The sequence below is a fragment of the Microbulbifer aestuariivivens genome (genome assembly GCF_039545115.1).
GTDB lineage: Bacteria > Pseudomonadota > Gammaproteobacteria > Pseudomonadales > Cellvibrionaceae > Microbulbifer > Microbulbifer aestuariivivens.
Map to the genome: position 1 here is coordinate 110250 of NZ_BAABRT010000003.1, position 22359 is coordinate 132608.

Sequence of the window (22359 nt, forward strand, 5' to 3'; positions counted from 1 at the left end):
GTGGCGCAGAAGTGGAGAGCGCCGGGACTATTGAAACAGTCCCGGCGCCTCTAGCGATCCGTTTTTAAGCGGTCGCGCCAGTGGCCTGCATCTTGGCCAGCTTGGAGAGCTGGTGCAGGGAACCGAGCTGTGCGTAAAGCGCCGGCAGGAAGCCACGCTTGCGGAAATCGGCAAAGTCTTCCTCACCGAGTTCGTTGAGTTTTTTCTCGTCGACGATGTAGAGGCCGTTCAGGTTGATCTTCTCTTCACCGGCATTGATGGTAACGGACTGCGGAGCCAGCAGTTCTTTATCGGTCAGAACCTTCACGAAAGCCTTGGTCACCTGGTCACTCTCCAGGAAGCTCACCAGAGTCTCTTTCTTGGCCTTCAGGTAGTCGGTCTCTTCACCTTCATCGGTAAACAGGGCATTGCCCTCGGCGTCGCTGACCAGCGGGCTGTTCTCGATGATGCCGACCAGCAGCTGGTCTTTGTTCTGGCCGGACGGAGCCAGCACGAACGGGTGGTTGCGCACACTGCCAGGAACAAAAACGCCCTGCCACTGGTCACCATCCAAAAACAGGTTCTGACCGACTTTGAGGCCCAGCAGTGCGACGGACTGGAACTCACCGGTCTCAGAGTTCTTAACAAAAACGATCGGGTACTCGGCTCCCAAGCGCGTGAACTCATGAGCGGTAACGGGCACCATATGGGCGCTCTTCACGTGTTCAAAACCGCCCAGCTCACGGATCTTCAGCTTGCCATGGGCTTCCTTGTTCAGGGGGACAATTTTGGGGGTCTGCTCATTACTCATAATTTACATCTCTATTCGCAGGGATTATTCGTTATTGGAATGATGCTCGATTCTTACAGAATGCGGCAGCGCCCACAAGTGCCCACAGCGCCTGATGGAAAGAGACCCACCCGGCGCAACCAACCTCTGCAGCAGCGACGCACTTAAGCGCATATTACGGCCACGGCCCCCGGCCAGATGATGGCCACATAGGGAAACCCGGGATAGGGCAATACAGGGCAATACCGGCGATTACCGGACGGGCAAAGCGCAACCCCTGGAGGCCGCCAGCAGCTCTTTTCTCTTCACGGTATCTTCACGGTATCTTCACGGTATCTTCACGGTATCTTCACGGTATCTTCACGGGGCCTTCTTGGCCCTCTCTGTTCGCCCTGTCTCTGGGCTCTGCTTGTCCGTCTTGTTCGCCGCACTTCCTCTCTATTTGTTCGCCCCGACTATGTTCCCCGGAGGCTGGGATGCTTTCCGCAGTGGATGCGGCCTGCATTTCCCGGGTTTACAGGGGGCTGCTGCGTTGGCCAAGCCACTCCACTGTGGCCGCTAGAGGTGACTGCAACGCGGTCAGTATTCCCCAATGTCCAGCGGGGCATCCTTGTCAATGGTTTCCAGACGGCGGCAGAAACGAGTCAACTCTCCCTGGCGCTGCTCCGGGGTTAAATGCACAGGGCCGTAAACAGTGAAAGGTGGCAGCACAGTGAAACCGGTGAATTGCAGAATGCCCCTATGAATAGGGCGCAGGATGCCCATCAGGTCGCCATTGAAACCGTGCGGCTGGTAGGACTCCTGCGGTGAACCAGTGGTCAGACTCAGCATCGCTTTTTTGCCCTTGAACACCCCGGTGTCGTAGATCCGGCCACCGCCGTATATGCGGCCCATGACAAACACCCGGTCCACCCACCCTTTGAGCACCGCCGGCAAACCAAACCACCAGAGGGGAAACTGGATAATCAACAGGTCGCACCATTCCAGCTTGGTCATTTCCTCATCCAGCTCCGGGACAAAACCGTTCTCTTTGCTGGCGAGCATCTCCTCCAGCTGCTGTTTGTAATAATTCGGGTCATTCACGGTCTTGAAGTTGTGGCGGCCGGAAACCGGGTCAAACTTCATGGCAAACAGATCGGAGGTTTTTACCTGGTGCCCCTGCTGGGACAGGTAATCCACCGCACTCTGGAACATGGCCTAGCAGAAACTTTGCGGCTCCGGATGCCAGCAGACGATCAAAATCTTCATGACGACTCCTTCAGTGGACAAGACCCCAGGCATTAGGGCTGAGGCATTAGTGCTGAGGTATTTGGTGTGAGGTGTTAGGTGTTAGCGCTGACGGATTTCGGCGAACAGGTGACAACTCAAGAACACAAACCTCAGGAAAGGTGATTCAGCCCTGGTGCGCGCTCAGCAGGTCAACGATTGCTGGGTAGTGGTAGGCGCGCGCCAAATCCAGGGGGCGGCGGCCATCAAAACCACGCAGGCCGGGATCGGCACCGGCAGCGAGCAGCGCGCGCACCACCTCCGCATGGCCGTGCCAGGTAGCGTCATGCAGCGGGCTGTAGCCATTGTTGGGCCCCTGGGCGTTGAGCACCGTCTCAGCCCCCGGGGCGGAAACCAATGCGCGGACCACTCCGGCATGGCCGTTGTAAGCGGCTTTGTGCAGGGGCACCGCCTTCATGTAGTAATCGGTCAGAGTCTGATCCGCACCCCGGGCCAGCAGGGCATTGACCGCAAGCGGCAGTCCATCCCGCGCCGCCACCAGCAAGGCGGTGTGACCATCATTGCCATCACTCTGCACCGGACTTTTGCCATTCAAGTGACTGAGATCGGTGAGGGCCTCAATCCGCCTGGCCTAGTCGGCGTCAGAAAGAATTGCATCGACCACAATATTGAAAGCCAGCAGCCGCGCCTGCCATGTGGCCCGCTGTTCGCGGGCCTCGGCAAATAGCGCCGCCATATGTGTGCTCTGCTGCCGGCCGAATGCATCATCGCTGGAAGCGCCAAAGTCGATCAGCGCCTCGGCCTTCATACCAAAATGCGCAACGATCTCCAGATTGACCGTTGGCTGCGCCAGCAGCAGGGCCACGTTGTCCGGCTGACGGTGCCAGACCGCCACCATTAGCGCCGTAACGCCATGCTGGGGTGTCTGCTGGTTGATCAGGGCACCGGCATCGATCAGCCGCTGCAAAAAACGGCTATCGGGGATTTGCGCAGCCAGATGCAGAGGCGCATTGCCCATAATAGGGTCCACGGCATTCGGATCGGCACCGCCGCTCAGGGCGCTTTCAAGCGCCGGCAACTGCTGCTGGACCAGGGCACTGTGCAATGGAGGCAAAGACATGGCGCGCACCCGCAATGCGTTAAAACAACACCATTAAGAGTATGGTGCGTCCACTCGCATTCCCCAAAACTGGACACCAGCGCTTGCAGGCAATTGCAGAGGGGTTGGGCTGGGCTGGGCAGAGAAACAACCGGTGCGGGAAATACACTGCCAACAGATGGAAATTAGCCGGGCAGTGACTGAGTGACGCGGGAAAAAATGAACCGGTAAAGAAAGTAAAAAACAAATGAAAAATATTGATTGAAGAACCACCCAATAGTGAGTGGATCAGGAGTGGCCGCTGGCGGCGTGAGTGGATTGCCCTCGCCGCACCCAGCCTGTTTGGACTGGGCGCGGCGAGCACAGCTCACTCGATCTCTTTAATGCGCATGGCGTTGGTCTGACCACCAACATTCAGGCGGTCGCCCTGGGTAATCAGGATACGCTGGCCTTTCTTGAGTTCCATACGCGCACCGACTACCTCGACAATGGATTCGGTCAGGTGCCCGAGTGGAATCTCCGCCGGATCAAAGTCCAAAACCGGCTCCACACCCCGCAACAGCACCAGCTGCCGGGCCACCGCCGGGTGGCGGGTGAGCGCGTAGATCGGCAGCTGTGTGGTGGCGCGGGACATCATGCGCGGCGTACGGCCGGACTCGGTCAGTGCCACCACGGCAACCAGGTTTTCCACCCTTGCGGCCACATCAACCGCCGCCTGGGCGATAACGGTGTCGATACGGTCTGAAGCCCGGCTCTGGGTCGCCGGGCGGTTGACGCTGCCGAGATAGCGCTCCGCACCCACGATCACCTCGCTCATGGCTTCAACCGCCGCCACCGGAAAATCCCCTGCGGCGGTTTCCGCGGACAGCATCACCGCGTCGGTGCCATCCAGTACCGCGTTGGCAACGTCCATCACTTCCGCGCGGGTCGGCGTGGGACTGGTGATCATGGACTCCATCATCTGGGTGGCCGTGATCACACCGCGGTTGAGTGCGTTGGCCCGGTTGATCAGCTTCTTCTGCACCCCCACCAGTGACGGATCGCCGATCTCCACGCCGAGGTCGCCACGGGCCACCATAATGGCGTCGGAGGCGAGGATAATCTCGTCCATCTGCTCGTCGGAGGCCACCGCTTCCGCGCGCTCCACCTTGGCCACGATCGCCGCCTTGCTGCCCTCGGCCTCCATGGCGCGCCGGGCGGTTTGCAGATCTGCGGCACAGCGGGGGAAGCTGACCGCGAGGAAATCCACATCCAGCTCCGCAGCCAGTTTGATATCGCGGTAGTCTTTCTCAGTCAGCGCCGGCGCCGACAGGCCGCCGCCCAGCAGGTTAATCCCCTTGTTGTTGGACAGCTTGCCGCCCTGCAGGACGCGACAGTAGAGTTTCTGCGGGGTGGTGCCGGTCACCTCCAGGCGAATCTTGCCGTCGTCCAGCAGCAGGATATCGCCCGCTTCGCAGTCGTCGATCAGGCTGGGGTAATCGATACCCACCCGCTGCTCATCGCCGGCCTCCGGCGGGCAGTCCGCGTCCAGAGTGAATTCGCTGTTGGTTTCCAGCCAGATGCTGCCCGTGGCAAAACGGGCGATGCGGATTTTTGGCCCCTGCAGGTCACCCAGCACAGCCACCAGTTTGCTCTGCGCAGCGGCGGCTTCGCGCACCGCTTGCACGCGGCGGCGATGGTCTTCCGCCGAGCCGTGAGAGAAGTTCAGGCGCACGATATTCACCCCGGCGCGGATCACTTCTTCGATAACGCGCGGCTTGTCAGTACCGGGACCCAGTGTGGCGACAATTTTGGTATGGCGGATCATAAACAGCTATGTAGTTTCCGATGATGTCTGGGGCGCTGGCGCGCAAAAAGGTGGGGAGTCCCACCCTACTCGTATACTTGTCGGCCTTAATTTGACTGGCCATTTTCCTGTGCCGCTCAGGCGGACTCCGCCACCGGCACACGCAGCTGCAGTGTCTCGGCCATGGCCAGGCTGGTGTCCAGCATGCGATGGGAGAAGCCCCACTCGTTGTCATACCAGGCCATCACCTTGACCAGCTTGCCATTCACCCGCGTGTGATTGGCATCGAAGTGGCTGGAAGCCGTGGTGTGATTGAAATCCACGGAAACCAGCGGCTGGTCACAGAAGGTCAGCACACCACGGCTCGCGGCGGCAGCTTCCTTCATGATCGCGTTCACCTCTTCAACGGTGGTATCGCGCTCGGCGATAAACTGGCAATCCACCAGCGACACATTGCTCACCGGCACACGCACGGCCATGCCATCCAGGCGGCCTTTCAGTTCCGGCAGCACCAGACCCACAGCGGCGGCGGCGCCGGTCTTGGTGGGAATCATATTGTCGGCGGCGGCGCGGGCGCGATAAATATCGGCGTGCACTGCGTCCTGGGTGTTCTGGTCATTGGTATAGGCGTGCACGGTGGTCATAAAGCCGCGCTCGATGCCCAGCGCGCGGTGCAGTGCCTTGGCCACCGGCGCCAGGCAGTTAGTGGTGCAGGAGGCGTTGGAAACCACTTTGTGCTCGGCGGTCAGCTCGTCATCGTTTACACCGTAGACCACTGTCAGGTCCGCATCCTTGGAGGGCGCGGAAATCAGCACCGCTTTGGCGCCCGCTTTCCTGTGCGCGGAGGCGGCTTCGCGGCCGGTGAAGAGGCCGGTGCACTCCAGCACCAGATCCACCTCCAGTTCGGCCCAGGGCAATTGTGCGGGATCGCGCTCCTGGCACACTCGCACGCGGTCGCCACCGATCAGCAGCTCATTGCCGTCCACAGACACCGGCGTGCTAAAACGGCCGTGAATAGTATCGAAGCGGGTCAGGTGGGCATTGGATTCCACGGGTGCCAAATCGTTGATAGCGACCAGCTGGATGCGATCGTTGTAGCCGGATTCGTAGATTGCCCGGGTGACATTGCGGCCGATGCGCCCGTAGCCATTAATTGCAATTTTCAGTTTCATGTCACTTGCCTCAATTTTAAATTTATTAGTGGCTGTTGCGGCCGGCGCTCTCGATCTGGCGCGTGTGCCGCCGCTGGTCACAGCGCGGCCGCGGCCTTTGCCAGCCGGGTAATTTCATCCCAGTTTTTTTCTGCCACCAGCTTTGCCGAGGCCATCCAGGAACCGCCGGCGCAGATCACACTGGGCAGCGCCAGATAGTCGGCGGCATTGTCCGGGCCGATACCGCCGGTTGGGCAGAACTGCACCTGCGACAGTGGGCCGGCGAGGGATTTCAGCATCGCCACCCCGCCGGCGGCCTCGGCCGGGAAAAACTTCTGGTAGCGATAGCCACGCTCCAGAAGACGCATCACCTCAGACGCACTCGCGGCACCTGGCAGCAGTGGCACAGGGTGGTTTTCCGCCGCATCCAGCAGGCTTTCAGTAGCGCCGGGGCTGACCATAAATGTCGCCCCGGCATCCACTGAGCGCTGCAGGTCCGCGCCGTTCAGCACCGTGCCGGTCCCCACGTGCGCGTCCGGCAGGTGCCTGGCGATTTCCTCCACCGCCTTCAGCGCCGCCTCAGTACGCAGGGTTACCTCGAGTACATTGAGGCCACCCTCCACCAGCGCTCGCGCCAGTGGCAGGGCATCCTCAGAGTTATTGATCACCAGCACCGGTACGATGCCGGCCTGCGCCAGAACTTCGGCAAGCTGTTTCTGCATGGTTAAATTCCAGTTTTCCGGGGGCGGTTTACCCCCCTCTTTTCTTATCAATTTTGAATGGCGCTAATGGGGAGAATAGGTAGCGCTAAAAAATGACGGACTTACGGCGCCCAGTAAACGGTGACGGCCTTGAGCCCCTGTTTGAGGATGCTGCGAATCGGCATTTCCAGTTCATCGCTGCCCAGCAGGGCTTCGCGATAGACCTTGAGCTTGTCTTCGCCGGTGATTAGCAGCTTGATATCCCGCGCCTGCAGGATCGCGGCCAGGGTCAGGGTCATGCGCTCAGTGTGCGCGCCGGTCACCGCACTCTGCTGCGCGGTGATGGCCTTGCACAGCGAGCCCCCATTGACATCCAGAGCGGCTTCGAGGCCTTCGGCATGGGGGAAAAGCGAGGCGGTGTGACCGTCACTGCCCATACCGAGAAGGCAGATATCAAACGGGCGCGGCAGTTCGCCGTAGGCGCGTTCGCATTCGGCTTCACCTTGCGCGGCGTTGGCATGGAGTGTTTTCATGCCCAGAAATGGCGCCTCGGCGGCGGCGTTCTGCAGCAGGCTCTTTTCGATAAAGGCGTGGTTGCTGCCGCCTTCATTTTTCTCGACCCAGCGCTCATCGACGAGCGCCACGGTGATGTCGGACCAGGGCAGCGGGCGCTTGGACAGTTCCCGGTAAACCGGCTCCGGCGTGCTGCCACCGGAAACCAGAAAGGTGGCCCGGCCACTGTCCTTGATTCCCTGCTGCAGCTTGCTGGCACAGTCATTCGCCAGCGCCTGAATCAGCCGCTCGCGATCCGGAAAAAACTTCTCCTCAATCATCATGGCGTTAGCCTCGGTCTCGCTTTTTGCTTTGTTTTGGTGTGCGTTGATTTAACGGATTTATTTGGCATTGACCCATTCACGGCCATCCAGCCGCAGCAGGTCTTCGGAGGCCTGTGGCCCCCAGCTGCCAGCGCGGTACAGGCACGGCTGGTCAGCAGTGGCGCGCCAGTGTTCGATGATGGGGTCCACCCAGGCCCAGGCCGCGGCCACCTCATCGCGGTGGATAAACAGCGCCGGGTTGTTATCCGCCGCATCCAGCATCAAGCGCTTGTAGGCATCACTGCGGATGCTGTCGTAGGTATCCGACAGGCTCAGGTTCAACTCGACGGGTTTCAGTTCCATCTCGAGGCTGTCCATTTTTTTCGCCATCAGCACCAGCTTGATGCTTTCCTCCGGCTGCAGGCGAATCACCAGGCGGTTCGGCACCGCCTCTCCAGCGGAGCTGTCGTAGACGTTGTGAGAAACTTTCTTGTACTGGATCACGATCTCGGCACAGCGTTTTTGCATGCGCTTGCCGGTGCGAAGGTAGAAAGGCACTCCCGTCCAGCGCCAGTTATCGATGTGCGCGCGGATGGCAACGAAGGTTTCCGTGTTGCTGGATGGCGCATCCAGCTCCTCCAGATATCCGGGCACCAGCTGCTGGCCGATGCCACCGGCGACGTACTGACCGCGCACGATATTCTCGTCCACCTCGATACCCACCAGCGGACGCAGGGCTTCCAGTACCTTGATTTTTTCCGCGCGAATATTTTTCGCATTCATGCGGTTGGGCGATTCCATCGCGATCAGGCACAGCAGCTGCAGCAGGTGGTTCTGCACCATGTCGCGCAACGCACCGGCTTCGTTGTAAAAACCCGCGCGGCCTTCGAGGCCAACCGTCTCGGAAATGCTGATCTGAATATGATCGATGGTCTGCGCGTCCCACAGGTGCTCAAACAGCACGTTGCTGAAGCGCAGGGCCAGCAGGTTCTGGACCGTTTCCTTACCCAGGTAGTGGTCGATACGGAAAATGTCTTTTTCCGGGAAATAGGTGGCGATTTTGCTGTTGATCTCATCCGAGGTGCTGGCGTTATAGCCCAGGGGCTTTTCCACCACCACGCGGGACTGTTCGTGAATCAGGCCTTTCAGGGACAGGTTTTCACAACAGGAGCCAAACACTGCCGGCGGGATCGCCAGATAGAAGATGCGGGCGCGCTCCACATCATTTCCAAGCAGGTCCGCCAGGTGATCCCACTGCGCATCCGCCTCGGCGATATCCAGTGCCACTGCACTGAGGCGCGTCTTGAATACATTCCAGTCTTCGTCGGAATACTCGCTGTCACGCAGGTGCGTCTTCAGCGCGTTCTGGGCCGTTTGCAGATAGCTGTCCGCATCCTCCTGGCGACGACAGACCGGAAAAATCCTCGACGCCTCATCGAGACTGCCTTCCAGGTGCGCCCGGTAGAGCGCCGGTATCAGCTTGCGCAGGGCGAGATCGCCACCGCCACCAAACAAAACCATGTCGAAGGGATTGGCCATAAATGTTCTCTGTCAGTTTCCCTGTCAATGAATTGGCGCGGGCGCCGTTAGCGCCCGCCGCCGCAGCACTCAGTAGAGAATGCTCGCGCCGCTCTCGGCACCGGTGGCGAGCGCGCGCAGGTTTTTGAACAGCTCGCGCCCCATGCCATTGCCGTGCGCGCTGAGGTCCACCTGTGCCGCCGGGCGCGCCTGCAGCTCGGCATCGTCCACATGCAGCAGCAATTTGCCGGCGCTGGCGTCCAGCTCGATCACATCGCCATCGCGCACTTTGGCGATAGCGCCACCCTCGACGGCTTCCGGTGACATATGAATGGCCGCCGGCACCTTGCCGGATGCCCCGGACATGCGCCCATCGGTCACCAGCGCCACTTTAAAACCGCGATCCTGCAGCACGCCCAGCGTTGGGGTCAGCTTGTGCAGCTCCGGCATGCCGATGGCCTGGGGCCCCTGGAAGCGGACGACGGCGACAAAATCTTTTTCCAGCTCGCCGGCTTTGAACCGCTCCAGCAGTTCATCCTGGCTTTCAAATACAATCGCCGGCGCCTTGATATAGAGCTGATCGGACTTGAGGGCGGAAACCTTGATCACGCTACGCCCCAGATTGCCATCCAGCAGCTGCAGGCCGCCGTGCGCGGAAAAGGGTTCGCTGGCCGGACGCAGGATGCTGGCATCGCCGCTGTCTTCGACAGTGGGACGCCAGACTACGGATTTTTTGTCCTCACTCAGGAAAGGATCCTGGCAGTAAGGCCTGAGGCCGGACTCGCCCAGTACCGTGTGCACATCGTCGTGCAGCAGGCCCGCATCCAATAGCTCGCGAATCAGGAACTGCATGCCGCCGGCTGCGGCGAAATGATTGATGTCGGCGCTGCCATTGGGGTAGACATGGCACATCAGCGGCACGACCGCAGACAGCTCCGCCATGTCCTGCCAGGTGATCTGAATGCCGGCGGCGCGGGCCATGGCGATCAGGTGCAGGGTGTGGTTGGTGGAGCCGCCGGTGGCGAGAAGGCCGACGATACCGTTCACAAAGGCCTTTTCCGTCAGGATCTTGGCGATAGGGGTGTGCTGGCTGGGCTCGCTGATCTGCACCAGCTGCTTGACCGCAGCTTCATTCAGGGCCTGGCGCAGCTCGGTGCCGGGGTTGACGAAGGAGCTGCCGGGCAGCTGCAGGCCCATCATTTCCACCAGCATCTGGTTGCTGTTGGCCGTGCCGTAAAAAGTGCAGGTGCCCGGGCTGTGGTAGGAGGCACTCTCGGCCTCCAGCAACTCCTTGCGCCCGACCTTGCCCTCGGCATAGAGCTGCCGCACCCGCGCCTTTTCCGAATTGGAAAGGCCGCTGGGCATCGGCCCGGCAGGCACAAACATCGCCGGCAGATGACCAAACGCGAGGGCGCCGATCACGAGCCCCGGCACAATTTTGTCGCAGATACCCAGATAAAAAGCGCCCTCGAACACATCGTGAGAGAGGGCGATGGCCGTCGCCATGGCGATCACATCGCGGGAGAAGAGGCTCAGTTCCATGCCGGCGCGCCCCTGAGTGACACCGTCACACATGGCCGGCACACCGCCCGCAACCTGCGCCGAGGCGCCATTGCTGGCCGCGGCCTTTTTGATCAGATCGGGGTAAGTGCCATAGGGCTGGTGCGCCGACAGCATATCGTTATAGGCGGTCACAATCGCCAGGTTGGGGCCGCGACCCGAGGCGATCAGATCCTTGTCGTGCTCGCTGGAAGCGGCGATGGCGTGGGCCAGGTTGCCGCAGGAAAGATGGCTGCTGGCCCGCCCCTGGATGTGCGAGCGCGCCACCTGGGCGAGGTATTCCGCCCGGGTTTCCTCGCTGCGTTCGACAATCCGCTGTGTAACTGCTTGAACCTTGCTGTGCACCATAACCCCTATGCTCTTTTGCTTATCCGGCTTTGTTTATCCGGTGAACTCTGCCCTCGTGGCAGCCTCAGCCTTGGCGGCTTCCTCGGCTTTGGCAGTAACGGCGACGGTGCGCCGGTAATATTCGATCAGCCGCGTCGTGGATGCGTCTTCCTCGCTCAGATCACCACTGCCCAGCTTTGGTTGTAGTGCCGAAGCGAGACCTTTACCCAGCTCAACGCCCCACTGGTCAAAGGAATAAATTTGTAAAACGACGCCCTGAACAAAAATCTTATGCTCGTAGAGCGCAACCAAAGCCCCCAGCGAGTGCGGGCAAAGTTTTTTCATCAGAATCGTATTGCTCGGCCGATTGCCCCTGTGCACCTTGAAGGGCGCCAGCGCCGCCGCCTCGGCCTCATCCAGACCGCGGGCCCGCAGGTCCGCCATCACCGCCTCGCGGCTCACTCCCTGCATCAGCGCCTGGCTCTGGGCGAACAGGTTGGCCAGCAGAATCTCATGGTGGCCTTCCAGCTCATGGCCCGCTGCGACGCTGCCGATAAAGTCCGCCGGCACAACCGCCGGGCTCTGGTGCAGGTACTGATAGAAAGCGTGCTGGCCGTTGATACCCAACTGCCCCCATATCAGGGGGCCGGTGGCGTACGCGGCCTCCTCCCCGTTCCTGGTGGTGGACTTGCCGTTACTCTCCATCTCCGCCTGCTGCAGATAGGCCGGCAACATATGCAGAGCCTGGTCGTAGGGCAGCACAGCGTGGGCCGGATAGCCCATAAAAGTGCAGTACCAGACGCTGGTCAATGCCATCAGCACCGGCGCATTCTGCTCCAGCGGCGCCTCGCGAAAATGGCGATCCATCTCCGCCGCGCCATCTAACAGCGCGCGAAACCCTTCAAAACCCACCGCAATCGCCACCGGCAGCCCAATGGCCGACCAGAGGGAAAAACGGCCGCCAACCCAATCCCAGAAGCGGAAGATTCTCTCCGCCTCAATACCAAAAGCCCGGGCGCGCCCGGGGCTGGCGGTCACCGCGACAAAGTGTCGGCTCAGCAATTCCTCACGGCTCGCCAGTGAACCCAGCCAGCCGAGTGCGCTCTGGGCGTTGGTCAGCGTCTCCGCAGTGGAGAAAGTCTTTGATGAGACCAGAAACAGAGTCGTCTCTGGATTCAGGCGCTGCAGGATGTCTGCCAACTGCGCACCATCGACATTCGACACAAAGTGCACATCGACAGCCCCCTTGCGGTATTCACGCAGGGCTTCAATCACCATCTGCGGCCCCAAATGGGAGCCACCGACGCCAAGATTGACCACATCAGTCACCGGCTTACCGGTACAACCGGTCAGGGCGCCATTATGTAGTAAATTTACAAATTCTTTCAAGCGCTGCAGCTCCGCCTGCACAGTGGCGGCCACGGGCTCCCCATTCCAGCGCACTTCGGCGGCGATACTCCCACGCAGCGCAGGATGCAGGACCGGCCTGTCCTCGGTACGATTGATGGATGCGCCAGCGAACATGCTGTCCCGCCAGGGCTCCACCTCGGCCTCCCGGGCAAGCTGTAATAAATTTACAAAAACCCCATCATCTATCAGGTTTTTGGAGTAATCCAGCAGGAACGATGGCAACTCCAGGGAGTAGCGCTGGGCGCGGGCGGGGTCGTCTGCAAAGAGATCGCGCAGGTGGGTGCTGTGCATCTGCTCGGCCAGCGCCTGCAACTGGCGCCAGCTTTGGGTCTGGGTAATATCCATGGTGCCCTGGTCCTCGTAATCCTTCTCATCCTTACTGCCCAACCGATTCGGGGGCCGCGGATAGCGTTATTGTCATTTTGCCGAGCGAAGCCTCCTGCGACCTAGCTGGCGCAGGAATATGACAACGCTGTCATCAAAAGGCGAGAGTCCCACATCAAGACAACGCTGTCAATTTGCTCTTGTAGTAATATTTCACAAACCCCCTGCGGCAGGCACAACCCCGAACTGGACCTGCGAGCCAAGCCCAATACGGCGTTTTTTGCTGCTAAAATGCGCCTTTATGGCCCGATAGGAACGCACAGCGGGGCCACAACAATAAGGATCTGCACCCGCCATGAAAGTCACCATCAATGATGTCGCCGCCAAGGCCGGCGTCTCCATCAAGACCGTGTCCCGGGTCATCAACAACGAACCATCAGTGCGCCCGGTCACCCGCAAGAAGGTGATGGATGCGGTCGAAGAGCTGCACTACCACCCGAATCTGGCCGCGCGCAATCTGGCGGGCACCCGCTCCTATACCATTGCCTTTATCTACGACAACCCCAACGCCTATTACGTCATCGATATGCAAAACGGCATCCTCGAGGCCTGCAAGGCGCGGGGTTACGAGCTGCTTATCCATCCCAGCAACTCCAAGTCACCGGATGTCCACAAAGAGCTGGAAGATTTGGTGGAGCACTCCAAGGTGGCGGGGCTGGTGCTGACCCCGCCCTTCTCGGAAACAGCGGAAGTCATCGATACGGTCAGGAAGCTCGGCGTCGACTATGTCCGCATTGTCTCTGCCGAGGCGGCGGATAAAGACGAGGACAACTGCATTCAGGTGAATGACAGCAGCGCAGCCTACGAGCTGACCAGGCACCTGCTCGATCACGGCCACAAGCGCATAGGGTTTCTCTGTGGGGGCGAGGAGCACGTTTCCACCCATGGCCGCCTCGATGGCTATAAGCGCGCGCTTCGAGCCGCCGGCATCGCGGCCGAAGAAGGGCTGATCCTCAAAGGGGAATACTCCTTCGATTCCGGCGTGCAGGGAGCGAAAACCCTGCTTCAATCCACCAACCCGCCCACTGCCATTTTCGCCAGCAACGACGAAATGGCCGCAGGCGCCCTATTCGCCGCACGTCTGATGAATATCGACATTCCCGGGCAGCTGTCCATTGTCGGCTTCGAAGACAGCCCCTTCTCACGCCAGACCTGGCCAAAACTGACCACGGCGCACCAGCCCAACAATGAGATCGCCAAGTGCGCGGCGGCGCTGGTCCTGAGCAAGGCGCGCAGCAAGGGGGCGAGCGAAAGCGGCTCCGCCAGTAAAGAGGCCGGCATTCAACGCAGCTTTACCCCGGCACTGGTACAGCGCGACTCCAGCGGACCGGCCCCGGAATAACCCGCAGGCCACAACGGCTGCCAGCCCCCGCCCCTTACTGCCAACTCATCGCAGCCCGCGCCGCCAGACATCGACACCCGCCAGTTTTTTCAACGAATGGCAGGCAAAAAAAGCCCTCAAAAATTGAGGGCAGAAGATGAGAACCAACAAAAATCCAAAGCGGGCCGCTTGGCGGCGCTACAAACACTTCCTATGGAAAATTACTTCCAGCTGCGCATTTTATGACCCTTGAGGGCATAAAAGAGGATGAACAGGTAACAGGGGAGCGCCACCCAATAACCTGCCTGCGGCGTTCCGGCGGCATGGGCCAGTTTGCCAAATGCCAGTGGAATAATGGCGCCGCCGGCAATACCCATGATCAGCAGCGCGGAACCCTGGGCGGTGAATCGTCCCAATCCCTCCAGAGCCAGCGGCCAGATGGCCGGCCACACCAGCGCATGGGCGAGGCCCATCAGCGCCACAAAGGCTACGGTGTCCGGCACAACCGGCACCCCACTCCAACCCCAGAGGACACTGGCAATGGCGGTGCTCTCGGAGGAGCCTAACAGCACGCCCAGCACACAGAGGCTGCCGGCCACGGCGGACCCGAACAGCGCCTGCTGCTGGCTGATATAACGCGGTATGCCAAACACACCGATCAGGTAGCCGATCACCATAAACACCATGGTGTAGGAGGTGAGCGAGGCGTAATGACCGAGTCCCAGGCGCTCCCCGTAGAGACCGATGGTATCTCCGGCAATCACTTCAACACCGACATAAGCGAACAGGGCCAGCGCGCCTAACACCACCTGCGGGTAGTGCAGGATGCCGGATTTTTCCTCGGCCTGCGCACCGGCCTCTTCCTCGATATCGGGAAGGCCGGAAAGCTTCACCAGACCCACCAGCAGGAACAGCAGTGCCGCCATGTAGATGTATGGCATGATCAGGCGATTGGAGACCTCCTCCAGCTTCGCCGCCCGCTCCGCCTCAGCCAGCCGGCTGAGGGCCTCGGTGTTGAAGTCGGCGAGACCGGACAGCACCAGAGCGGTGAACACGAGAGGGGCCAGCACGCCGGCGCCCTTGTTGATAATGCCCATCACGGCGATGCGTGTGGCGGCGCTCTCGGCCGGACCCACCTTGACCACGTAGGGATTGGAGGCCGTCTGCAGAATGGTCAGCCCCGCGCCCAGCCCGAACAGCGCCAGCAGGAATACGGGATAACTGCCGGTCTGGGCGGCGGGGATAAAGACCAGCGAGGCCACCCCCATGATGGCGAGGCCGATGGCCATGCCATCGCGGTAGCCAGTGCGGCGCAGGATAAAGGACATCGGCAGCGCCATCACCGTATAGGCGATGTAGAAGGCGAAGGTAACGAACAGCGCCTGAAACTCGTTCAATTCACACAGGACTTTCAGAAATGGGATCAGCGATCCATTGAGCCAGGTCACGAAGCCAAAGATAAAAAACAGCATGCCGATGATCGCCATCGGCAGCAGGCTGCTTCTCGTTTCACGCTGTTGCAGAACTGCAGTTTCCATAGGAGCACCTTTTATTATCGCTATCGCGGTCTTCGCCACGGTTTTAAAACTGGTTGCCTAAGCGGCAAAAACTTCCCGGCCGGAAATCCAGGCGCCCCGCACCTGAAGTTCATCATTCAACAAAATCATATCCGCGCGGCCGCCCTCGGCGATGCGCCCTCCATCGAACCCGAGGAACTGCGATGGATACAGTGAAGCCATACGCAGCGCCTCGAACAGGTCGACGCCGCACCAGCGGTGCATATTGCGCACCGCGCCAATCATATCCAGGTGGGATCCGGCCAGCTCGCCGGTATTGGAGGTCAGCCGATCGCCGTCACGGGTCACCACGCGATCGAACAGCGGGAAGCTGGTCTCATCGCTGCCCACCAGCGACATGGCGTCGGTGACCAGCATGACCTTGCCTCTGGGCTTGGCCTTGAGGGCCAGCCGCATCGCCTCGGCACACACATGGTGGCCATCGGCAATCAGGCCGCACCAGGCCTCGTCGCTGATCAGCGCCGTGCCCACCATACCCGGTTCGCGGGAATGCAGTGGCGACATGGCGTTGTAGAGGTGCGTAAAACAGCTGGCACCGGCTTCCAGCGCCGCACTCGCCGTGGCGCCATCCGCATTGGAATGCCCGAGGCAGACCTTCACTCCCAGATCGACCAGCCTGCGGATATCCGCCGGCGATACATTTTCCGGAGCCAGGGTGACCATCTTGATACCCAGATCATCGCGGGCATAAATTTCCAGTTCCTCATCGCTGAGCGGACGGATAAAGCGCTCCTCGTGGGTGCCTTTCTTGGGCGCGCTCAGGTGCGGGCCTTCAAAGTGCACGCCGAGCACGCCGGGAACCGACTCGCGCCTGGCCGCGCTGACCGCCTCCGCCGCCGCCCGCATCACCGCGACCTGATCGGTAATCAGGGTGGGCATAAAACCGGTGGTACCGAAGCGGGCGTGGGCAGCGCTCATGCGCTGCAGCGTGCCGACACTGGGATCGTTATTAAACAGCGCACCGCCACCGCCGTTCACCTGCACATCCACCAGACCCGGCACCACCAGACCCTGCAGGCGCCGGGCATCCGCCGGCGCCTCGGCAGCCAGGCTCAGGATGCGACCGTCCGCATCGATGCGGACCGCCACATCAGTGCGGAGGTTCTCACCATCGAAAAGCTGTTCGGCAATAAAAGTGCGCGCCACGTCTTCCATCCTTGCCAACGCTTATCGGGTCTGGGTGACTTTTTTCAGGCCGGCCGGCTCATCCGGGTTGATGCCCCGGCTGACCGCAACGTGGGCCACATCGATATAAAAACGCTGCAGCAGCGCCAGCGGTGCCACCCGCGGATGTATGCCTTTGCTGGGCACGTGGAGATTCACCAGGGTGCCACCGCGGCGGATGATGTCGGCGATCTGCTCGCTGTGCGCCTCGTAAGACTCGTCTTCAATGGGCACGTTCACCACGGTGAGCTTCTGCTCGACCAGCGTCACCGGGCCGTGCAGGAACTCCGCACTGGAGAAGGATTCCGCGTGGATATTGCACACTTCCTTTAATTTCAATGCCAGCTCGCGGGTAATGCCATAACCCGGCCCGCGGCCGAGCACCACCAGATTCTTGACGGCAGCCACATCCTCCGGGCGCAACTGGATATCGGAGTTCACCGCATCGCGCAGCGTCTGCGGCAGGGTCTCGATGGCGGAGAGCAGCTGCGCATCCTGAGTCCAGTTCGCCACCAGCTGCAGCACCGCCGACAGGGTGGCGAGATAGCTCTTGGTGGCCGCGACCGCTTTTTCAGGCCCGGCTTTCAAGGGCACCAGCAGATCGGCGATATCGCCGATGGGCGCGGACTCGTCATTGACCAGCGCCACCACATAAGCGCCGGCTTCTTTCGCCATGCGGGCCTGGGCGAGAATGTCGGGGCTGCGACCGGACTGGGAAATCACCAGCACCAGTGCGTTTTCCAGCTTCAGCTTGCGCCCGTAGACACTGGATACCGAAGGCGCGGCGGCAAAGGTGGGGGTACCGGTCTCGATTTCGATCAGGTACTTGGCAAATACACCGGCGTGATCGGAGGAGCCGCGACCGACAATCATGACGAAACGCGGCGGCTGGCGGCGCAGCCGCTCGCCCAGCTCGGCCATGATGGGGGCGTTGTTTTGCAGTTGCTCCGCTATGCGGTCCGGCGCCTCGCGGGCCTCGGATTCCATCACCGTAGTACCCATAACCCTAGTACCCATCGCGCTGTCTACCTGTGTTGCCTCTGCCATGTTTGCTGAACTCATCTCACTCTCTGTTTTTATCTGTTAACTCAACAGTGCATTGCTGTCGGTTTTGCCAGCTGTGCCCGTTTTGCCTGTGGTGCCCAGCGCTTCACCGGCCTCGCGGGCCAGAGACTGCTGGGCGAAGTACATACAACCCATCTCCGGCGGCTCCCGAGGTTCCGTCAGGCGCTCCACCACATGGGGTGCCAGCCAGGGGCGCAGCCTCGGCGCCAGGCCGCCAATCATGGACAGCCGCGGGGGTTTCTGCTCCAGCAGCTTGTCCGCCAGGTCGCTGATATAGGCTGCGCCATCGCGCACGATCGCCACCGCCACCGGGTCGCCGGACTCAGCGCACTCGATCACTGGCACCGCCATGCGCGCGTAGTGACTGGAAGATTTACCGCCGATTTTCTCGAACACCTCATTGGCATCGGAAGCGTCCAGAGCCTTGAGCAGCTCCCCTTTGAGACGGGAATCCTCCGCCAGGCCATCCAGCGCCATCAGCAGATATTTGATGGCTTCCATACCCATCCAGGCGCCGCTGCCCTTGTCGCCATGGGGGAAACCGTGCCCGCCCAGCAGGAGGCTGCGGCCATCGACCCAGCAATAACCGCAGGAGCCGGTACCGGCGATAATCACCGCTCCGTCATTGCCCTGGTGCGCACCCAGGCACGCGGTGTGCTGGTCAGTGGTCAGGTACATTTTCTTGAAGGGGTGACCCCAGGCTTCCATCTGCTCATAGAGCCTCGGCATATTGACGCCGGCAAGGCCAACGCCCGCCACCAGCTCACCCATTGTTTCCGGAGGCAAACCGGCATCGGCCAGTGCCAGAGTGGCGGAGCCGAGGATGGAATCGATGGTCTGCTCATAACCGTGCAGAGGGTTGGCGGGACCGGAGACACCGGTGCCGAGTACTTGATTGCCGGCATCGATTACCGAGGCGCGACACTTGCTGCCGCCGCCATCGATGCCAATGTAAAGTATGTCCCTGTCTCTCAAAGCAACCATCAGTACCGGCCTCTAAGATTTTGTATTGTTATGTGTCCCTATCGCGCTTCCCAACTTAATCCCCCGGGAGGCGCGACGTGCCCATGGCGAATGCCAGTGTGAATGGCAGGGATATTACAGGATGAATGACAGCGTTGTCATGCCATTTATGGAAAAACCCTTGAATTCACCCATTGGCGTCTACCCAAACATCACTCGGGACACCCACTGCTTGCGCTGCTACCTGCGCTACTATCAGACCAATAAAAGCGCTAAAGCGCTGATGCCTTTTCTCCAGTCGCACCTGCAGTATAGAGACCGAGACCGACGCAAGCCTCAGCGGCGGCTCCCACAGTTAGAGCCCCCACAGTTGCAACCGCAACAAGCAGGCTGCTCAAGGCCCAGCACCCGGCACAAAATTCCCGCAGCCCATCCTTCATAGAGGTTTCCATTTCCCGCCATCGCCCGCCAACACGGCTCTGCGATAAAACGCTCGCCACAGGGTGGCAGGGCCGTATCGCGCAGCGCAGAACAGAGCAGCCGCGAGCGCCACCTAGAGGAGCACAGGCAAAACTCACAGGAGAGGGAAAAACCTGAAAGTCACCGCGAATTTTTTGCAACGGGAATTGCTTGCCATCCTGCTGGCAAACTTTTGCTGCGGGCCAACAGCTCAAGGTGCCGAACTGGAGACTGGAACAACTCGGGAAACTCGGGCAGCAGGGGAGTCCGGCGATATCCGCCAGCGTAGAGACTCCCTGAGCACAGCCCCAGGGATATGATCCGACTAGCGTCCCCTTCACGAAGGAAGCTATATTTGCAGCAACCCTAGAGGGATTTTTACAGGCACTTTTGCACTCTCGCGCCGCGATCATCGCGAGTGAGTGAGCGAATCAGTGAGCCAGCAAGGAGGATCAGCAAAGTGTTCCCGGCACCCAGGGCACGCACCACCGCCGCTCAAGCCGTTTCCAGCACAGACACTTCTCCGCAGCCCCGCCCGGCCCGCGCGGCGCGACCGCTATCGCGGTTGTTATGGCTGCTGTTTTGCCTGCTGTCTCTCACCAGCTGCTCCAGTATTCAGCTCGCTTACAACCAGATGGATATTCTGTTGCGCTGGCAACTCAGCCATTATGTTGATCTCAATAGCCGCCAGAAAGATCGCTTGACCTCATCGCTGGAAAGCTTTCATCGCTGGCACCGCCAGACGCAGCTGCCCCGCTACGCCGATTTCCTCGAACAGCTGGCACAGGCAGCCGCAAACGGCGAACTCGAGGAGGTATCCCTGCCCGCCCTCGAAAGTGAGGTCAATCAACTCTGGGATAGCAGCAGCGGCCAGCTTTACCAACTGCTGCTACCGCTCACCGCACAGTTAACCGCCGCCCAGATCGACACACTGGAGAAAAACCTGCAGGAAAAAAACATGGAGTCACTGCAGGAGTGGCAGGAATCTCCACAAAAAGTGCGCAAAGAGCGGCTTAAACGCCTCCGCAAACAGAGCCGCCGCTGGCTGGGCTCCATCAACGACGAGCAGCAGCAGATCATCACCGCTTTCATCGACCAGGTCGCCTACAGCCCCCCGCTGCGCGACCAGCAGCGCCGACTCTGGCAGGCGCGTTTTATCTCCCTGTTGCGGGAAAAACCCCCGGGCTACCAGGACCAGCTGCTGGACCTGATGCAAAACCCGGAGCGGCTCTGGCCCGAGGAGTACCGCCAGATGTGGGAGCAGCGGCGGCAGCAGGCCATGCAGCTAAGCCGCGAACTGCTGGCAAGCACCACGCCGGCCCAGCGCGAGCATTTAACCGAGTCGCTGCGGGATTACGCGCTGGATTTCCGCAGCCTGGCCCGGCGCTGACGGCACTTTTCCCTGCGGCTATCTGCCGGCGCTATAACGCTCTCGGCCCGCCACCGACCGCACCCTGACCTGCACTTGTATCGCCGCAGCAAAAGCCCGCCCCGGGCTTCTCTCCGCTGGCGACTCTTCACCGCTGCTGATAAGCTCGCCGCTTCCATTCATTCAGTGAAACGAGGAATACCCGTGCGTATCGATTCCGCCACCCGAGATCAGTTACAGGCGTGGGAAAAAGAACTGTCTGCGCAATACCAGCGCATTTGCCAGCATGAGCTCAACCTGGATATCACCCGCGGCAAACCCTCCGCGGATCAGCTGAGCCTGTCCGACAAGCTCGACGGTCTTCTCAATGGTGAGTACCGTGCCGACGACGGAACCGATACCCGCAATTACGGTGGCCTTGACGGCCTTGTCTGCTCCCGCGAGCTTGGCGCCGATATCCTCCAGGTACCCGCCAGTGAAGTCATCGCCGGGGGCAACAGCTCGCTTACCCTGATGTACCACGCGGTGCTGACCGGCTACCTGTTTGGCTTTGCCGGCAACAAACCGTGGCGGGAAATGCAGGCGCCCAAATTCCTCTGCCCGGTTCCCGGCTATGACCGCCACTTCGCCATCTGCGAGCAGCTCGGCATCGGCCTGGTCAATGTCCCCATGACCGCAACCGGTCCGGATATGGACGAGGTGGAGCGCCTGGTGCAGGCGGATCAGGAAATTGTCGGCATGTGGTGCGTACCGAAATTCTCCAACCCCACTGGCGTCACCTATGACGAGGAAACCGTCGAGCGCGTGGCCCGCCTGGGCAAGATCGCCAACCCCGGCTTCCGTGTTTTCTGGGACAACGCCTACGCCATCCACGATCTGGGACAACAGGTCAGCCTGCCCAATATCCGCACCGCCAGCCTGGAAAATGACACGGTCGACTGCGTACTGCAGTTCGCCTCCACTTCCAAAGTCACCCATGCGGGTTCCGGCGTCGCCTTTGTCAGCGCGAGCCCGGCCAACCTGGCTTCACTGAAACAGCAGATGCAGGCCATGACCATTGGCCCCGACAAAGTGAATCAGCTGCGCCACTCGCGCCTGTTCCCCGAATTCTCGATGCTGAAAGAGCATATGAAGAAGCACGCCGAGATCCTGCAGCCGAAGTTCGCGCTGGTGCTCAAGCACCTGGATGAGGCCTTCGGCGAGTCCGATCTCGGCCAGTGGGAAAAACCCAAGGGCGGTTACTTCGTGTCCTTTGACACCCGCCCGGGCTGCGCCCAGGCCGTGGTCAAACTGGCGGCCGATGCCGGCGTCAAGCTGACCCCCGCCGGCGCCACCTTCCCCTACGGCAAGGACCCGGAGGATCGCAATATCCGCATCGCCCCCAGCTTCCCGCCGCTGGAAGAGCTGGATACGGCAATGTCCGTCTTCGTTCTGTGCGTGAAGCTGGCCAGCGTGCGCAAGGCCCTGGCGGCATAATCGGTTGCCGGGCGGCGGCTGCGTCTCACAGAAGAAGTCTGTGAGACGCAGCCGCCCGCTGGGTGGACATACAAATCCGCAAAAAACTTAAAAATATAAGCGTGAAGCGCCGGCTTCGCCACGCCGCTGCCACACCACCCGCTTCGCCACCTCTTTCTCTTTCCCTTCACATAACCTCACAACCACCTGCTCAACGGTGGCGGGCAGAGCTGGAAGCC

18 protein-coding genes are annotated in these 22359 nt (G+C 60.7%); 3 read left to right on the forward strand and 15 right to left on the reverse strand.

Annotated features, from left to right (window positions below; all coding sequences use genetic code 11):
- Positions 1-64: 64 nt before the first annotated feature.
- The 11 genes from ABEA58_RS02820 to pgi all read right to left on the reverse strand — a co-directional run bounded on the left by ABEA58_RS02820 (position 65) and on the right by pgi (position 12750).
- The gene (locus ABEA58_RS02820; RefSeq protein ID WP_345548645.1) at positions 65-790 is read right to left on the reverse strand and encodes a SapC family protein; all 726 of its coding nucleotides are present in this window, start codon (positions 788-790) and stop codon (positions 65-67) included.
- 558 nt (positions 791-1348) lie between these two features.
- A complete protein-coding gene (locus tag ABEA58_RS02825; protein ID WP_345548647.1) occupies positions 1349-1963 on the reverse strand; it encodes an NAD(P)H-dependent oxidoreductase in 615 nt (204 codons plus the stop codon).
- A gap of 199 nt (positions 1964-2162) precedes the next feature.
- Positions 2163-2591: an ankyrin repeat domain-containing protein gene (locus ABEA58_RS02830; protein ID WP_345548648.1), complete on the reverse strand. Its 429-nt coding sequence runs from the start codon at positions 2589-2591 to the stop codon at positions 2163-2165.
- 36 nt (positions 2592-2627) lie between these two features.
- Entirely contained in the window at positions 2628-3116 is a 489-nt protein-coding gene (locus ABEA58_RS02835; protein WP_345548650.1) for an ankyrin repeat domain-containing protein, read from the reverse strand.
- Between the two features lie 346 nt (positions 3117-3462).
- Positions 3463-4902, reverse strand: coding sequence for a pyruvate kinase (gene pyk, locus ABEA58_RS02840; protein WP_345548652.1), 1440 nt, complete (start codon positions 4900-4902; stop codon positions 3463-3465).
- Positions 4903-5018: 116 nt separating this feature from the next.
- Positions 5019-6053 carry a type I glyceraldehyde-3-phosphate dehydrogenase gene (gene gap, locus ABEA58_RS02845; protein ID WP_345548654.1) on the reverse strand — a complete coding sequence of 345 codons (1035 nt, stop codon included), beginning with the start codon at positions 6051-6053 and terminating at the stop codon, positions 5019-5021.
- 77 nt (positions 6054-6130) lie between these two features.
- Positions 6131-6754 (reverse strand): bifunctional 4-hydroxy-2-oxoglutarate aldolase/2-dehydro-3-deoxy-phosphogluconate aldolase, encoded by a 624-nt coding sequence (locus tag ABEA58_RS02850; RefSeq protein ID WP_345548656.1) that lies wholly within the window; start codon positions 6752-6754, stop codon positions 6131-6133.
- A 101-nt stretch (positions 6755-6855) separates the two neighbouring features.
- Positions 6856-7569 (reverse strand): 6-phosphogluconolactonase, encoded by a 714-nt coding sequence (gene pgl, locus ABEA58_RS02855; protein ID WP_345548658.1) that lies wholly within the window; start codon positions 7567-7569, stop codon positions 6856-6858.
- Between the two features lie 57 nt (positions 7570-7626).
- The gene (gene zwf, locus ABEA58_RS02860; RefSeq protein WP_345548660.1) at positions 7627-9087 is read right to left on the reverse strand and encodes a glucose-6-phosphate dehydrogenase; all 1461 of its coding nucleotides are present in this window, start codon (positions 9085-9087) and stop codon (positions 7627-7629) included.
- 69 nt (positions 9088-9156) lie between these two features.
- Positions 9157-10974: a phosphogluconate dehydratase gene (gene edd / locus ABEA58_RS02865; protein ID WP_425563507.1), complete on the reverse strand. Its 1818-nt coding sequence runs from the start codon at positions 10972-10974 to the stop codon at positions 9157-9159.
- Positions 10975-11007: 33 nt separating this feature from the next.
- Positions 11008-12750 (reverse strand): glucose-6-phosphate isomerase, encoded by a 1743-nt coding sequence (gene pgi / locus ABEA58_RS02870; RefSeq protein WP_345548662.1) that lies wholly within the window; start codon positions 12748-12750, stop codon positions 11008-11010.
- A gap of 292 nt (positions 12751-13042) precedes the next feature.
- On the opposite strand from pgi, the gene ABEA58_RS02875 reads away from it, so the two are divergent.
- A complete protein-coding gene (locus tag ABEA58_RS02875; protein ID WP_345548664.1) occupies positions 13043-14089 on the forward strand; it encodes a LacI family DNA-binding transcriptional regulator in 1047 nt (348 codons plus the stop codon).
- Between the two features lie 200 nt (positions 14090-14289).
- Here ABEA58_RS02875 and ABEA58_RS02880 read toward each other — a convergent pair whose 3' ends face one another.
- The 4 genes from ABEA58_RS02880 to nagK are packed head-to-tail and all read right to left on the reverse strand — an operon-like array spanning position 14290 to position 18858.
- A complete protein-coding gene (locus tag ABEA58_RS02880; RefSeq protein ID WP_345548666.1) occupies positions 14290-15606 on the reverse strand; it encodes a sugar MFS transporter in 1317 nt (438 codons plus the stop codon).
- Between the two features lie 57 nt (positions 15607-15663).
- Positions 15664-16800: an N-acetylglucosamine-6-phosphate deacetylase gene (nagA, locus tag ABEA58_RS02885; RefSeq protein ID WP_345548815.1), complete on the reverse strand. Its 1137-nt coding sequence runs from the start codon at positions 16798-16800 to the stop codon at positions 15664-15666.
- Positions 16801-16812: 12 nt separating this feature from the next.
- Positions 16813-17871, reverse strand: a complete 1059-nt coding sequence (gene nagB-II / locus ABEA58_RS02890) for a glucosamine-6-phosphate deaminase NagB-II (protein ID WP_345548668.1) — start codon at positions 17869-17871, stop codon at positions 16813-16815.
- 21 nt (positions 17872-17892) lie between these two features.
- Positions 17893-18858 carry an N-acetylglucosamine kinase gene (nagK, locus tag ABEA58_RS02895; protein WP_345548670.1) on the reverse strand — a complete coding sequence of 322 codons (966 nt, stop codon included), beginning with the start codon at positions 18856-18858 and terminating at the stop codon, positions 17893-17895.
- A gap of 898 nt (positions 18859-19756) precedes the next feature.
- On the opposite strand from nagK, the gene ABEA58_RS02900 reads away from it, so the two are divergent.
- Positions 19757-20686, forward strand: coding sequence for a DUF6279 family lipoprotein (locus ABEA58_RS02900; protein ID WP_345548672.1), 930 nt, complete (start codon positions 19757-19759; stop codon positions 20684-20686).
- A gap of 183 nt (positions 20687-20869) precedes the next feature.
- Entirely contained in the window at positions 20870-22141 is a 1272-nt protein-coding gene (locus ABEA58_RS02905; RefSeq protein ID WP_345548674.1) for an aspartate aminotransferase type Ic, read from the forward strand.
- Positions 22142-22359 lie beyond the last annotated feature (218 nt).

What these genes read in the sequence shown, in the direction of transcription:
- ABEA58_RS02820 (WP_345548645.1), bottom strand. Translation starts at nt 790, where the DNA reads ATGAGTAATGAGCAGACCCCCAAAATTGTCCCCCTGAACAAGGAAGCC.
- ABEA58_RS02825 (WP_345548647.1), bottom strand. Translation starts at nt 1,963, where the DNA reads ATGTTCCAGAGTGCGGTGGATTACCTGTCCCAGCAGGGGCACCAGGTA.
- ABEA58_RS02835 (WP_345548650.1), bottom strand. Translation starts at nt 3,116, where the DNA reads ATGTCTTTGCCTCCATTGCACAGTGCCCTGGTCCAGCAGCAGTTGCCG.
- pyk (WP_345548652.1), bottom strand. Translation starts at nt 4,902, where the DNA reads ATGATCCGCCATACCAAAATTGTCGCCACACTGGGTCCCGGTACTGAC.
- gap (WP_345548654.1), bottom strand. Translation starts at nt 6,053, where the DNA reads ATGAAACTGAAAATTGCAATTAATGGCTACGGGCGCATCGGCCGCAAT.
- ABEA58_RS02850 (WP_345548656.1), bottom strand. Translation starts at nt 6,754, where the DNA reads ATGCAGAAACAGCTTGCCGAAGTTCTGGCGCAGGCCGGCATCGTACCG.
- pgl (WP_345548658.1), bottom strand. Translation starts at nt 7,569, where the DNA reads ATGATGATTGAGGAGAAGTTTTTTCCGGATCGCGAGCGGCTGATTCAG.
- zwf (WP_345548660.1), bottom strand. Translation starts at nt 9,087, where the DNA reads ATGGCCAATCCCTTCGACATGGTTTTGTTTGGTGGCGGTGGCGATCTC.
- edd (WP_425563507.1), bottom strand. Translation starts at nt 10,974, where the DNA reads ATGGTGCACAGCAAGGTTCAAGCAGTTACACAGCGGATTGTCGAACGC.
- ABEA58_RS02875 (WP_345548664.1), top strand. Translation starts at nt 13,043, where the DNA reads ATGAAAGTCACCATCAATGATGTCGCCGCCAAGGCCGGCGTCTCCATC.
- ABEA58_RS02880 (WP_345548666.1), bottom strand. Translation starts at nt 15,606, where the DNA reads ATGGAAACTGCAGTTCTGCAACAGCGTGAAACGAGAAGCAGCCTGCTG.
- nagA (WP_345548815.1), bottom strand. Translation starts at nt 16,800, where the DNA reads ATGGAAGACGTGGCGCGCACTTTTATTGCCGAACAGCTTTTCGATGGT.
- nagB-II (WP_345548668.1), bottom strand. Translation starts at nt 17,871, where the DNA reads ATGAGTTCAGCAAACATGGCAGAGGCAACACAGGTAGACAGCGCGATG.
- nagK (WP_345548670.1), bottom strand. Translation starts at nt 18,858, where the DNA reads ATGGTTGCTTTGAGAGACAGGGACATACTTTACATTGGCATCGATGGC.